The organism is Xanthomonas sp. NCPPB 4037 (assembly GCF_041475695.2).
In the GTDB taxonomy this organism is placed as follows: Bacteria; Pseudomonadota; Gammaproteobacteria; order Xanthomonadales; family Xanthomonadaceae; genus Xanthomonas; species Xanthomonas campestris.
Map to the genome: position 1 here is coordinate 1,017,885 of NZ_CM191261.1, position 12,468 is coordinate 1,030,352.

Here is a 12,468-nt window from a genome sequence, read left to right on the forward strand (position 1 = left end):
GGAAGAAGACCGAAGTTCCGCTGGGAGCGCGGTTCGCAGCATCCGTCGGCAGACAGGTCTCAACATGCCGTTCGCCAATCAAAAACAGTCTCTAACATGCAGGCCAACGCCCTGAACGCAAAAGGCGACCGCATCGCTGCGGTCGCCTTCGTCGGTTGCCTCAACCTTGCGGCTCACACCGCCGGTTCGGGCACCATGCGTGGCATCGAGGTCGCGGCACCTTCCACTTCGGTGGAGCGTGCGGCGTAGCGCGTGGCAAAGCGCACGTGGGTGATAAAGGAGGCGTTGGGCGAGTGCGCCAGTGAGGCCACCAGCGCGCCGTTGAAGGCATCGCCGGCACCGGTGGTGTCCACCGTCTGCGCGCTTTCCGCGCCCACGCGGTAATGCGCCTGGGTGTCGCCGCGCAGCTGTTCTTCGGCGTGCGAAATGAAGGCGCCCACCGCGCCCAGCGTCACCACCACGGTGCCGCCGGGCAGCAGCTTGCGGCACAGCGAATGCAGCGTATTGCCGTCCAGCGCCGCCACATCGTCGGCGTTGATGCGCTCGCCAACGTGGCGGCCGAGCAGCGCGGCGAATTCGGTTTCGTTCGGCGTCAGCACGTCGGAGAGCTTGAGCAGGCTGATCGAGGTCGGCGCGTTGGCCGGCGCGGCGTTGAGCACGGTGAGCACACCGCATTCGCGAGCCAGCGCCAGCGCCGATTCCACTGTTTCTGCCGGCGATTCCAGCTGCGCCAGCAGCACGCGTGCCGAGGTCACCAGCGCGCGCTGGTTGTCGACAAACCCGGCGCTCAGCACCGAATTGGCGCCGGCACCGATCACGATGGTGTTGCGGCCATGGGCATCGACATAGATGCCGCCGGTGCCGGTGGGCTCATTGCTGGGCTCGGCGATCAGCGCAAACCCATCTTGCGCGGCCAGCGAACGCGCCAGTGCACCGCCGGCATCGTCGCCCAGCGCGCACAGGAAGTGCGTCTTGGCGCCGGCACGTGCGGCTGCAACCGCCTGGTTGAACCCCTTGCCGCCGGGACCGGTGCTGTAGCGACCGGCGATGGTGGCGCCCGGCGCGGGCAGGGCATCACAGCGCCACACGTGATCGACATTGAAGGACCCGACAACGACGACCGAACTCATAAATACCTGCTTGCTTGAATGACTAAGATGACACGTGGCGTGCAGTGATTAGACCGGCACGCCGATGAACCGGCGCCGCCTCACCCGAAGTGCGACAGCACCCCGGCAATGGTAGCGGTCATGAACGTGGCGATCGAACCGCCGAGCACCGCGCGCAGGCCGAACTTGGCCAGATCGTGACGGCGTTCCGGTGCCAGGCCGCCGATCCCGCCGATCTGGATCGCGATCGAGCTGAAGTTGGCGAAGCCGCACAGCGCGTAGGTGGCGATCAGCCGGCCTTCCTCGCTCAGACGCACGCCGGGCACCTGGCCCTTCACGATCTGCGACAGCTCGGTGTAGGCGACGAACTCATTGATCACCACCTTCTGCCCGATCAGCGAACCGACCGTGGTCGCGTCCGCCCACGGCGTGCCGATCACCCAGGCTACCGGTGCGAGCACGTAGCCGAAGATGGTCGACAGGTTGGTCGGGCGGCCCAGCGCGGCGGCCGCGCCGGTGATCTCGCCCAGCCAGGTCAGCGGTGCGTTGATCAGCGCGATCAGCGCAATGAAGGCCAGCAGCATCGCGCCGATGTTCAGCGCCAGGCGCAGGCCATCGCCGGCGCCGGCCGCGGCCGCGTCGATGACGTTGCTGGTGGTCTTTTCCACTTCCATCTTGACCGTGCCGCGGGTCAGCGGCGTGCCGGTTTCCGGCACCAGCAGCTTGGCCACCACCAGCGTTGCCGGCGCGGCCATGATGCTGGCAGCCAGCAGATGCTTGGCATAGAACGCCTGCTGCGCCGGGTCGCTGCCACCGAGCATGCCTACGTACGCGGCCAACACGCCGCCGGCGATGTGCGCCATGCCGCCGATCATCATGGTCAGCAGCTCGGACTGGGTCATCTTCGGGATATACGGGCGCACCGTCAGCGGCGCCTCGGTCTGGCCGATGAACACGCTGGCGCACACGCTGGTGGTTTCGGCGCCGGACACGCGCATCACCTTGGTGATCGCCCACGCCATCGCCCGCACGATCACCTGCATCACGCCCAGGTGGTAGAGCACGCCCATCAGCGCGGAGAAAAAGATGATGGTGGGCAATACCTGGAACGCAAAGATGAAGCCGTAGCTGTCGATGTTCATCAGGTTGCCGAAAATGAAGGTGGACCCCTCATTGACGAAGCTCAGCACCTTCACGAACCCCTTGCCCAGCGAGTCGAACACGTCGCGTCCGCCTGGCACCAGCAGCACCAGCGCGGCGAACGAGATCTGCAACAGCAGGCCGGTGGCGACCAGCTTCCAGTCGATCGCACGGCGGTTGGTCGAAAACAGCCAGGTAATGCCGATAAGCACCACCAGACCGAACAGGCCGAACCCGATCCTCCCCAAACCTTCGACCATTCCAATCCCCGGGCTGCTGACGGCAAAACGGGAAGCCTAGAGCAGGGGGTGTCGGTGGGCAAGGCGAGGGGTGTTCAGACGCCGCCGCCGGCCGCAGAGCGTGGCGCATCGGGCAGGGCGATCGCGCGCGATGCCGCAGTGCCGACGGCCGTGCGCAAATCGGCCGGTGCGCTGCGGATGCTGGCGCGTGGCGTGAAGGGGGAATGCGGCGCGCTGATGGCCTCCAAGAGCGCCGCGTATTCGAGTGAGCGGAGCATGCGCGCAACTGAGCGAAATACGTTTGAAGCGCCGGGGGGGGGGCGCCTGGAACAAGTGGAGGTGGGTGCCGGCAGCCGCGCATGCGTGCAACCCGGACCCACATGCGGGCTGCGTTCGCCCTGCCGCCGCAGACGCCCCACATTTCGGACAGCGCCGTCTCGTCACGTGCCTGTCTGGCTCGCCACCAAGCTGCAACGCTGCACCCGATTCCCGATTCCCGATTCCCGATTCCCGATTCCCGATTCCCGATTCCCAATTCCCAATTCCCAATTCCCAATCCCCAATTCCCAATTCCCAATTCCCAATTCCCAATCCCCAATTCCCAATTCCCAATCCCCAATTCCCAATCCCCAATCCCCAATCCCCAATTCCCAATCCCCAATCCCCAATCCCCAATCCAACGCCATCTCCTACACTGCGCACGCCGGTCCGGGGCGCGGTGCGCCGGAGGCTGCTGGAGTCTGCCAATGCATTACCGTCGTCTCGGATCCACCGGGCTGCAATTGTCGGCCTTGTCGTTCGGTGCCTGGGTCACCTTCGGCAAGCAGATCGGCCGCAGCGAGGCGCGCAACCTGATCGCCGCGGCGTGGGACAACGGGGTCAATTTCTTCGACAACGCCGAGGTCTATGCACGCGGGCGCGCCGAGGAGGTCATGGGCGATGTGATCGGCGACCTGCGGCTGCCGCGCGATGGCTACTGCGTGTCCAGCAAGGTGTTCTTCGGTGCGGTGGACGACCCGCGGCCCACCCAGCGCGGGTTGTCGCGCAAGCACGTCACCGACGCCTGCCATGCCGCGTTGCGCCGGCTGCGGGTGGATTACCTGGACCTGTACTTCTGCCACCGGCCCGACCCGGACACCCCGATCCAGGAAACCGTACGCGCCATGGATGCGCTGATCCGCCAGGGCAAGGTGCTGTACTGGGGCACCTCCGAGTGGAGCGCCGCGCAGCTGCGCACTGCGCTGGAGATCGCCGCGCGCGAACACCTGCATGCGCCGGCGATGGAACAGCCGCAGTACAACCTGCTGCACCGCAGCCGCCTGGAGCAGGAATACGCGCCGCTGTGCGAGGCCGGCCTGGGCACCACGATCTGGTCGCCGTTGGCCTCTGGTCTGTTGACCGGCAAGTACAACGTCGGCGTGGATGCCGACAGCCGCCTCGGCCAGCCCGGCAATGCCTGGCTGCAGGACGAAGTGCTGGGTACACCGGAAAGCCGGCGGCTCGAGCGCGCGCGTGCATTCAGCGCCGTGGCGGCCGAGCTGGGGCAGTCGCCGGCGCGGCTTGCGATCGCCTGGTGCCTGCGCAACCCGCATGTCTCCACGGTGATCCTCGGCGCCAGCCGGGTCGCGCAGCTCGAAGAAAACCTGGCCGCATTGCAGACCCTGGAGCAGGTAGATGCCGCCGGCTGGGCGCAGGTGGACGCGGCCACGCGGTGAAGCGGCACGGCTGGGACATCGCAGCCTTTGGTGGCGGTTTTGGGCGTCTCGGCCAGCGGGTGTTCTTTCCGGAACGGCCTGGCCGCGGCTTCGAGCGCATGGTGCCGCCCAGGTCGGATTTGGACGCATGCGTGGCCTCCGGCGCCTACCTAACTCCGCCCGCAGACCCGGCGCTGAGCGGCTGCGCCGGTCAGCTGGTGCGAGCGCTGCGCGCCCCATTAATGGCAAGCAGTCCATCGTTGCCGTAGTGCGCGACCATGACCGCAGGGAAGCCAGCTCCGGCGATAGTTCATTGCCTGAGCCGCTGCCAGCCACGCAGCGGCTCGTCGCCGCAAGCCTGATGCGGCATACGAGATGCGCCTCGCTGCGCACATGCACGCCAGATGCCGAGTTTCGATTGATAATTCCAATCGAAAAGCATGAGCCAATGCAAAGATCTGGCCATTCAAATGAGAATGGCTCTTGATCAATAAATGAGAATGGTTATTATTTGTCTGGCCAACCGACTGGAGATCCAGATCATGACCGCTCACCCCGTGCTGCTCCGCTCCGAACCGGTCAACCTGCGCGACCGCGCTGCGCCGCGTGCCGTTCCCGCCGAAGACCTCATCAGTAGCGAGGCGCTGCTCAAGGGCCGTCGCGAAGTGCTGATCCAGCATGGCGACCGCATCTATCGCCTGCGCCATACCAGCAACGACAAGCTGATCCTGACCAAGTAAGTCCCGGCGAAGGCCGCGCCCGCGCGCGCCTTCCGCTGCCTGCCGCGGGCGTTGCCATCGCCGTCCGTGCGTTCTCTCCCCCCCTCGGCTAACGGTCGCGGCGATTGCCGTCTGCGTGGCCGAGGGTTCTCCCAAAGGTTACCGATGATCCGCCTGCATCCGCTGGTGGTTGCGCTGTCACTGGCGCTGCCCGTTGTTCCCCTGTGCGCCATTGCCGCCGAAGCCGATGCCGATGCCGATGCCGATGCCGGCGCTGCCGCGGCGCGCGACGTGCATGACTTCGACCGTTTGCAGGTCACCGCCACGCGTACCCAGCGCGCCTTGGTGGAGGTGCCGGGCACCGTGGATGTGATCGACCGCGAGCAGCTGGACAACCAGTTGGTGCGCGAGCTCAAGGATCTGTTCCGTTACACGCCTGGCGTGTCGGTCACCAGCACCAGCGGGCGCTTCACCGGCGCCAGCGGCGTGCGCATCCGCGGTCTGGATGGCAACCGCGTGGCGATCCTGGTCGACAACGTGCCGGTGTCGGACACCTTCAATTTCGGCAGCTATCTCAACGCCAACCGCAATTTCGTGGACCTGGAAACGCTCAAGCGGGTCGAGGTGGTGCGGGGGGCGGCCAGTTCGCTGTATGGCTCCGATGCACTGGGCGGTGTGGTGGCGTTCGTTACCAAGGATCCGTCGGATTACCTCAGCGCCGACAAGCATAGCTATGTGGGATTGAAGTTCGGCTACGAAGGCGACTGGAACGGCCTGTTCGCCGGCGCCACCGGCGCGTTCGGTGGCGAGCGCTGGAGCGGCATGGTCGCGGTGAGCCATCGCCAGGGCCAGGAAGCGCAGAACCAGGGCGATAACCGCGCCCGCAACTACACCCGCACCGCACCCAATCCGCAGCAGGTCGACGGCCGCAGCGTGCTGGGCAAGCTGGTGTACGCGCCCAACGCGCAGCAACGCTTCAAGCTCACCGTGGAGGGCAATGAAGACTATGGCCGCATCGAGGCGTTCAGCGGTATCGATGCGCGCAGCCCCAGCGCATCGCAACGCATCCTGTCGCAGGACGGCCGCGACCATCAGACCCGCGCGCGGGTGTCGCTGCGCCACGAACTGGATGCGCTGGATACCGCGCTCGCCGACGACCTGTTCTGGCAGCTCTACCGCCAGGACAGCGCAAGCCTGCAGCGCACCGACGAGTTGCGCGGCAACACCACGCGCCGGCACAACGAACATCACTTCGACCAACGCGTCTACGGCCTGCTGGTCAATGCGCACAAGGCGATCGACACCGGCACGCTGCGGCACGACATCACCTACGGGCTGGAAGGCTCCTGGACCGACACCCGCGAGAAGCGCGATGGGTATTCGCTCAACCTGGCCAACGGTGCGGTGAGCAAGCTGGTGGGGCAGGACCTGTTCCCGGTGCGCGATTTCCCGATGAGCGAGACCACCAAGCTGGGCGTGTACGCGCAGGACGAAATGCGGCTGCGGGAGGGGCGGTTGTCGCTGATTCCTGGCGTACGCGTGGATTATTTCCGGCTGTCGCCGCGGGTGGATGACATCTTCCGCCAGGACAATCCGGGCGTGGCCGCCGAAACCATCGACGAGCAGCAGGTGTCACCCAAGTTCGGCGCGGTGTGGCGGTTCTCGGATGCGTGGTCGGCGTATGCCAACTATGCGCACGGGTTTCGCGCGCCGCCGTACAACGACGTCAATATCGGCTTCACCAATCTGCAGGCGCGCTACACCGCCATCGCCAATCCGGACCTGAAATCGGAAACCAGCCGCGGTGGCGAGCTGGGCCTGCGCTTCAATGACACCGTCGGCTACCTCGGGGTCAGCGTGTATTACACCGATTACCGCAACTTCATCGAATCCTATGCACCGGCCGGCGTCAACGCCGAAGGCTTGCTGATGTTCCAGTCGCGCAACGTGGACGATGTGGTGATCAAGGGTGCCGAGGCGCGTGCCGGTGTCGACCTGGGCGCGCTGGCCGGCTGGCAGGGCTGGTCGGTCAATAGCGCGGTGGCGTATTCGCAAGGCGACAACCTCACCGACGACACGCCGCTCAATTCGGTCGACCCAGTGCGCGGCACGCTGGGCGTGGCGTTCGACAGCGAGCGCTGGGGTGCGGAAGTGATCGGTACCTTCGTGGCGCGCAAGCGCCGCCCGCAACTGGCCAGCTATTACACGCCCGCCGGCTACGCCACGCTGGACCTGATGGGCCACTGGGAATTCGCGCCGGGTGCCAAGGTCACCGCCGGCATCTTCAATCTCGCCGATCGCCGCTATGTCGACTGGAACGCGCTGCCCAACGGTACGCTGGACAGCAGCACGGTGCTCGATCGCTTCACCGGCGCCGGGCGTACCGCCTCGGTCAGCCTCGCCGTGAGCTGGTAGCCGCCATGCCGATCGCCCACTCATTGCCGATCGCGCATGCGCGCACTGCCCATCGTGCCTTGCCGCAGCCGCGGCAGCTGATGGCCCTGGGCACGGTGCTGTGCGTCTATCGCCCTTCGCTCGGCGATGAACGCGATGGCTGGCAGCATGCGGTGTCGGCGGCAGCATTCCGCCAGGTCGACAGCGATGGCCTGCGCGAAAGCATCTGGTTCTTCGATGCCGGCGGCAGCAGCTGCTGGCGCCTGTGCCTGCTGCCCGACAGCGATTTTCTGGCCTGGGATCGGCTGGTCTCGCGGTTGCCGGCATTGCCGATCGACGGCCAGGAGCTAGGCGTGGGCGAGCGCCTGTGGCGGCGCCTGGCCGGGCGAATGCGTGGCGACAGCTGGCGGCTGAGCGCGCTGCGGCTGCATGCCGGTAGTAGCCGCGATCGCCCGCTCGGCGCAACGTTGGCCAGTGTCTCTGCGCTCGGCGCGGAAGTGGCCGCACGCCTGGCGCGCGAAGAAGGCATCGACGGCCGCGTGGCGGTGGATGATTGCTGCTGCGCACGCGCCGCCGCCCTGCGCCATGCTGCTGCCAGCGCCACTGCGCCGGGCAACGGCAGTGATCCGCAGGCCATGACGGCCTCCTTGTTGCGGCTGCGCCGCTGACGTTCACCCTTTACAGACGAGCCTTCCGATGATCCGAGCGTTTCCCCGTTATCTTGCCGCGGCCTTGGCCCTGTTGCCGCTGGTGGCTGCCGCCGATGCCCAGCGTGACCGTGCCAGCATCCTGGCGATGCAGGGCGAGTACGCCGTGGACTTTGCCTTCGACGAAACCGTGCTGCTCAAGCCGGGCTACGAACGCGCCTCGGCGATGCGCAGTGGCGCCAACGAAGTGGTCATCGTGGTGGAGGATTCGCCGCGCAAGGTGGTGCTGCAGCATCTGCTGGTGGACGAGAAAACCAAGCATGTGACCAAGCACTGGCGGCAGGACTGGACCTATGAAGCACCCCAGCGTTTCGAGTTCAGCGCCGAACAGACCTGGCAGGTGCGCGCGCTGCCTGCAGCCGTGACACAGGGAGCGTGGACGCAATGCGTGTTCGAGGTCAGCGATGCCCCGCGCTACTGCGGCACTGGCCGTTGGGACTATGCCGAGGGACATCCCACCTGGACCAGCGACCTGAGCTGGCGCCCGTTGCCGCGCCGCGAATACACCAAACGCAGCGACTACAACGCGTTGTCGGTCATCAACCGGCACACGCTCACGCCCAACGGCTGGACCCACGAACAGTTCAACACCAAGGTGCTGCGCAAGCCCGACGGCAGCCAGGAAGCCATCGCCCGCGAGTTCGGTTTCAACGACTACCGCAAGACCACCGAAGTGGACTTCGCACCGGCCTATGCATACTGGAAGGGCACGCAGGGCTACTGGGCAAAGGTGCGTGCGCGTTGGGCGAAGTTCCTCGACACACCGCCGGGCCTGCATCTGAAAACCAAGCCGGACGGCATGGCAATGATCATGCCGATGTTCGAACAGGCCGAGACGGTGCAGGGCGGCAAACGCGTCACCGATGCGCAGATCGATGCGGTGTTCACGCAATGGGTGGAACCTGCGAACTAGGCACACAGCGCGAATCAAACATGCCGGTATCGTAGGAGCGCGCTTGCGCGCGAGCAGCATTCCCGAGAACGGCCCCTCGCGCGCAAGCGCGCCCCTACGTGCAAGGCAGGTGTATTCCTTGAACATCAAGAACACTGCGACCAGGATCAGCCCGAACGCGGCCCAGTGGTTTCACTGCAACGATGTAGTGCTCACACAGTGGGGTGGAACCAGCGAACCAGGCGTGCATCGCCAACCAGGCATGCAGCTGTCGTAGGAGCGCGCTTGCGCGCGAGCGGCATTCCCGAGAACCGCCCATCGCGCGCAAGCGCGCTCCTACGTGCAAGACGGGTTTATTCCTTGAACATCAAGAACGCTGCGACCAGGATCAGCCCGAACGCGGCCCAGTGGTTCCACTTCAACGACTGGCCCAGGTAGAACGTCGAGAACCCCGCGAACACCAGCAGGGTGATCACTTCCTGCATGCCCTTGAGCTGCGGCGCGGAATACACGGCGCTGCCCAGGCGGTTACCCGGCACCTGCAGGCAGTATTCGAAGAAGGCGATGCCCCAGCTGACCAGGATCGCGATCATCAGCGGCGTGCTCTTGTACTTCAGATGCCCGTACCACGCGAAGGTCATGAAGACGTTGCTGGCGAGCAGCAGCAGGATCGGATACAGGTAGGCGGTGAAGGGCGCGGTAGGCATGACGGCAGGCGGCGGCAGGACGGGGCCGGCAGCATAAGCCAGCCTCGTTAAGCGCACGCGACCATGCCGGCCTGGGCCACAGCAGGGTTCAGCGTTGCATGCCCCAGCGGCGCACGGTCAGTCGTTCGATCGCCTGGAACACCACGCCCTCCACCAGCAGCCCCAGCGCGATCACCATGGCTAGGCCGGCGAACACGCGGTCGGTGTACAGCTCGTTGCGGTTCTGGAAGATGTACCAGCCCAGTCCGCCTTGCCCGGAGGTGGCGCCGAACACCAGCTCGGCGGCGATCAGGGTGCGCCAGGCAAATGCCCAGCCGATCTTCAGCCCGGACAGGATCGCCGGCAGGGCAGCGGGAATCAGCAACTGCACCACGTAGCGCGGGCCGCGCAGGCCGTAGTTGCGGCCAGCCATGCGCAGGGTGTCCGGCACCGCCTGGAACCCGGCGTAGGTGGTCAGCGCCAGCGGCCACAGCACCGAATGCACCAGCACGAACACCAGGCTGCCGGTGCCCAGGCCAAACCACAGCAGCGCCAGCGGCAACAAGGCGATCGCCGGCAGCGGATTGAACATGGCCGTCAGCGTGCCCAGCAGATCGCGACCCCAGCGCGTGGAGGCGGCCAGTGCGGTCAGCACGAAGGCCAGCACCACGCCCACCACGTAGCCTTGTGCCAGCACCCGCAACGAGGTGCCGACCCGGCGCAGCAATTCGCCCGACAGCACGCCGGTGTAGAACGCCTGCGCGGTCTGCCACGGGCTTGGCAGCATCAGATCGTCGGCCACCACGCGCGCGGCCACGTACCAGGCGGCCACCAGCACCGCCAGCACCAGCGCCTTGCGCAACCAGCCAGGCGCCTGCCAGCGCGCCTGTGCATGCACCTGCAGCAGCGCCGGATCCAGCGGCTGCAGCGCAATTTCGTATTCCGGCCGCACCGGCGGGGTGGCCGGCAACGCCGTGCTGCGCGTGCTCATGGCAAGGCCTCGCGTTGACGCACGGCCGGCCTGCGCAGCGGCGCCACCTTGGCATCGTCCAGGGCGGCATCGGGAAGATCGAACAACAGCCGGTGAATGCGCTGCGCGGTCTGCTGGAACGCCACGCTGCCGGCGCTCTGCGGGCCGAACGCATGCGCGTTGAGTTCGGCTCGCACCTGGCCGGGATGCGGCGACAACAGCAGCACGCGGTTGCCCACCACCAATGCTTCCTCGATGGAATGGGTGACGAACAGCAGCGTGAAGCGCAGTTGTTCCCACAACTCCAGCACCTGCTCCTGCATGCGTGCACGGGTGAGCGCATCCAGTGCGGCGAACGGCTCGTCCATCAGCAGCACGCGCGGGCGCATCGCCAGCGCACGTGCAATGGCGACGCGTTGCTTCATGCCGCCGGACAAGGTGTGCGGGTAGGCATCGGCAAAACCGGTCAATCCCACCTGCGCCAGGCTCTCGTCGGCGCGCTCACGTGCTTCAGCGCGCGACAGCGTGCGGGTGGCGCGCAGGCCGAACACCACGTTCTCGCGCACGGTCTTCCAGGGAGCCAGTTGGTCGAACTCCTGGAACACCACCACCCGGTCCGGCCCCGGTCCGGTGACGGCTGCGCCATCCAGCCGGATCTGGCCTTCGCGCGGCGTCACGAAGCCGGCCACCGCCTTGAGCAAGGTGGACTTGCCGCAGCCCGACGGACCAAGCAGCACGAAGCGATCCGCCGCGTGCACGTCGAAACGCACCCGATGCGTGGCACGGACCACGCGCTGCGCGGAGGCGTATTCCAGGCTGACGTTATCGACCTGCAGCAGTGGCGCGGCGGTGGTCATCACTCAGCTCCCGCCCGCGATCAACGGGTCGTCGAAGAAGTAGTCGCCCACCTTGGCGGGCGCCTGCTTGATCGCACCGCTGCGCTGCATGAAGGTGCCCAGTTTCAACGTGTTTTGCGGCACCACGGTGAACTGCACCTTGGGGTCCTTGAGGATCTGCAGCACCAGCGCGCGGTCGATGCCCGAGCCGTTGCGGCGCAGGAAGATGTCGGCGGCCTGCTCCGGATGCGCGGTGACGAATTTCGCCGCCTGATCCAGCGCAGCGACAAAGGCGCGATAGGTCTTGGGGTTGTCGCGGCGGAATTTTTCGGTGGCGTACAGCACCGTGGCCGACGATGGGCCGCCTTCGATGTCGTAGGAGCTGGTCACGATATGCGCGGCCGGGTTGCGCGCCAGTTCCTGCTCCTGAAACGGCGGGCTGGCGAAGTGCGCGGTGATCTCGGTACGGCCACGAATAATGGCCGCCGCCGCATCCGGATGCGGCAACGCCACCTGCAGCGGATCGAGCTGATGGGTGCCCTTGTCGCCCCAGCGCTGTTGCGAGGCATGCTGCAGGAAGCGCGACTGCACCGACACGCCGGTGGCCGGCACCGCGATGCGGTCCTGTGGCGTGAAGTCGCCGATGCTCTTGATACGCGGATTGTTGCTGATCAGGTAGTACGGAAAGTTGCCCAGCGACGCCACGCCGCGCACGTTCTGGCGGCCACGGGTGCGGTCCCAGATCGTGAACAACGGGCCGACGCCGGCACCGGCGATGTCGATCGACCCGGTGAGCAAGGCATCGTTCACGGCCGCGCCGCCAGACAGCTGCAGGAACTGCACATCGATGTCCACGCCGGCGGCCTTGCCCTGCTGCTCGATGAGCTTCTGGTCCTGCGCCACGTCCAGCAGCAGATACACGATGCCGAACTGCTTGGCGATGCGCAGTTTTCCTTCGGCCTGCGCGTGCGCGCTGTGCAGCAGCGGCAACGCGGCCAGCAGCAGCCAGGCCAAGAGGGGTGTCTTGCGGCGATGCGGGGTGGCGTCACCAATAACGGTCAAGCGCATGCGACGCTCCAGTG

12 protein-coding genes are annotated in these 12,468 nt (G+C 66.3%); 5 read left to right on the plus strand and 7 right to left on the minus strand.

The genetic code is table 11. The features are described from left to right. Positions 1 to 173 precede the first annotated feature (173 nt). The 3 genes from ACCQ01_RS04440 to ACCQ01_RS04450 form a co-directional block, all read right to left on the minus strand. On the minus strand, positions 174 to 1,130 hold the full coding sequence (locus ACCQ01_RS04440; protein ID WP_011036000.1) for a ribokinase: 957 nt from the start codon (positions 1,128 to 1,130) through the stop codon (positions 174 to 176). An 80-nt stretch (positions 1,131 to 1,210) separates the two neighbouring features. Continuing rightward, the gene (locus tag ACCQ01_RS04445) at positions 1,211 to 2,509 is read right to left on the minus strand and encodes a NupC/NupG family nucleoside CNT transporter (protein ID WP_011036001.1); all 1,299 of its coding nucleotides are present in this window, start codon (positions 2,507 to 2,509) and stop codon (positions 1,211 to 1,213) included. Positions 2,510 to 2,583: 74 nt separating this feature from the next. Beyond that, positions 2,584 to 2,766, minus strand: a complete 183-nt coding sequence (locus ACCQ01_RS04450) for a hypothetical protein (RefSeq protein ID WP_228431566.1) — start codon at positions 2,764 to 2,766, stop codon at positions 2,584 to 2,586. 468 nt (positions 2,767 to 3,234) lie between these two features. Here ACCQ01_RS04450 and ACCQ01_RS04455 point away from each other — a divergent pair, with 468 nt between their 5' ends. From ACCQ01_RS04455 to ACCQ01_RS04475, 5 genes are all read left to right on the plus strand, one after another. After that, positions 3,235 to 4,203: a potassium channel beta subunit family protein gene (locus tag ACCQ01_RS04455; protein WP_228431567.1), complete on the plus strand. Its 969-nt coding sequence runs from the start codon at positions 3,235 to 3,237 to the stop codon at positions 4,201 to 4,203. Positions 4,204 to 4,682: 479 nt separating this feature from the next. Further along, positions 4,683 to 4,922 (plus strand): hemin uptake protein HemP, encoded by a 240-nt coding sequence (hemP, locus tag ACCQ01_RS04460; RefSeq protein WP_172666304.1) that lies wholly within the window; start codon positions 4,683 to 4,685, stop codon positions 4,920 to 4,922. Between the two features lie 144 nt (positions 4,923 to 5,066). Continuing rightward, positions 5,067 to 7,316, plus strand: a complete 2,250-nt coding sequence (locus ACCQ01_RS04465; RefSeq protein ID WP_228431568.1) for a TonB-dependent hemoglobin/transferrin/lactoferrin family receptor — start codon at positions 5,067 to 5,069, stop codon at positions 7,314 to 7,316. A 5-nt stretch (positions 7,317 to 7,321) separates the two neighbouring features. Beyond that, a complete protein-coding gene (locus tag ACCQ01_RS04470) occupies positions 7,322 to 7,963 on the plus strand; it encodes a ChuX/HutX family heme-like substrate-binding protein (protein WP_228431569.1) in 642 nt (213 codons plus the stop codon). A gap of 28 nt (positions 7,964 to 7,991) precedes the next feature. After that, positions 7,992 to 8,915 carry a DUF6607 family protein gene (locus ACCQ01_RS04475; protein WP_228423945.1) on the plus strand — a complete coding sequence of 308 codons (924 nt, stop codon included), beginning with the start codon at positions 7,992 to 7,994 and terminating at the stop codon, positions 8,913 to 8,915. Between the two features lie 332 nt (positions 8,916 to 9,247). Here ACCQ01_RS04475 and ACCQ01_RS04480 read toward each other — a convergent pair whose 3' ends face one another. The 4 genes from ACCQ01_RS04480 to ACCQ01_RS04495 form a co-directional block, all read right to left on the minus strand. Continuing rightward, complete coding sequence (locus ACCQ01_RS04480) at positions 9,248 to 9,601, minus strand: DMT family protein (protein ID WP_011036007.1); 354 nt, start codon at positions 9,599 to 9,601, stop codon at positions 9,248 to 9,250. Positions 9,602 to 9,689: 88 nt separating this feature from the next. Next, the gene (locus tag ACCQ01_RS04485; RefSeq protein ID WP_070691935.1) at positions 9,690 to 10,571 is read right to left on the minus strand and encodes an ABC transporter permease; all 882 of its coding nucleotides are present in this window, start codon (positions 10,569 to 10,571) and stop codon (positions 9,690 to 9,692) included. After that, positions 10,568 to 11,407, minus strand: coding sequence for an ABC transporter ATP-binding protein (locus ACCQ01_RS04490; RefSeq protein ID WP_011036009.1), 840 nt, complete (start codon positions 11,405 to 11,407; stop codon positions 10,568 to 10,570). The genes ACCQ01_RS04485 and ACCQ01_RS04490 overlap by 4 nt, the downstream gene beginning before the upstream one ends. A gap of 3 nt (positions 11,408 to 11,410) precedes the next feature. Continuing rightward, positions 11,411 to 12,454, minus strand: a complete 1,044-nt coding sequence (locus tag ACCQ01_RS04495; RefSeq protein ID WP_115539682.1) for an ABC transporter substrate-binding protein — start codon at positions 12,452 to 12,454, stop codon at positions 11,411 to 11,413. Positions 12,455 to 12,468: the final 14 nt, after the last annotated feature.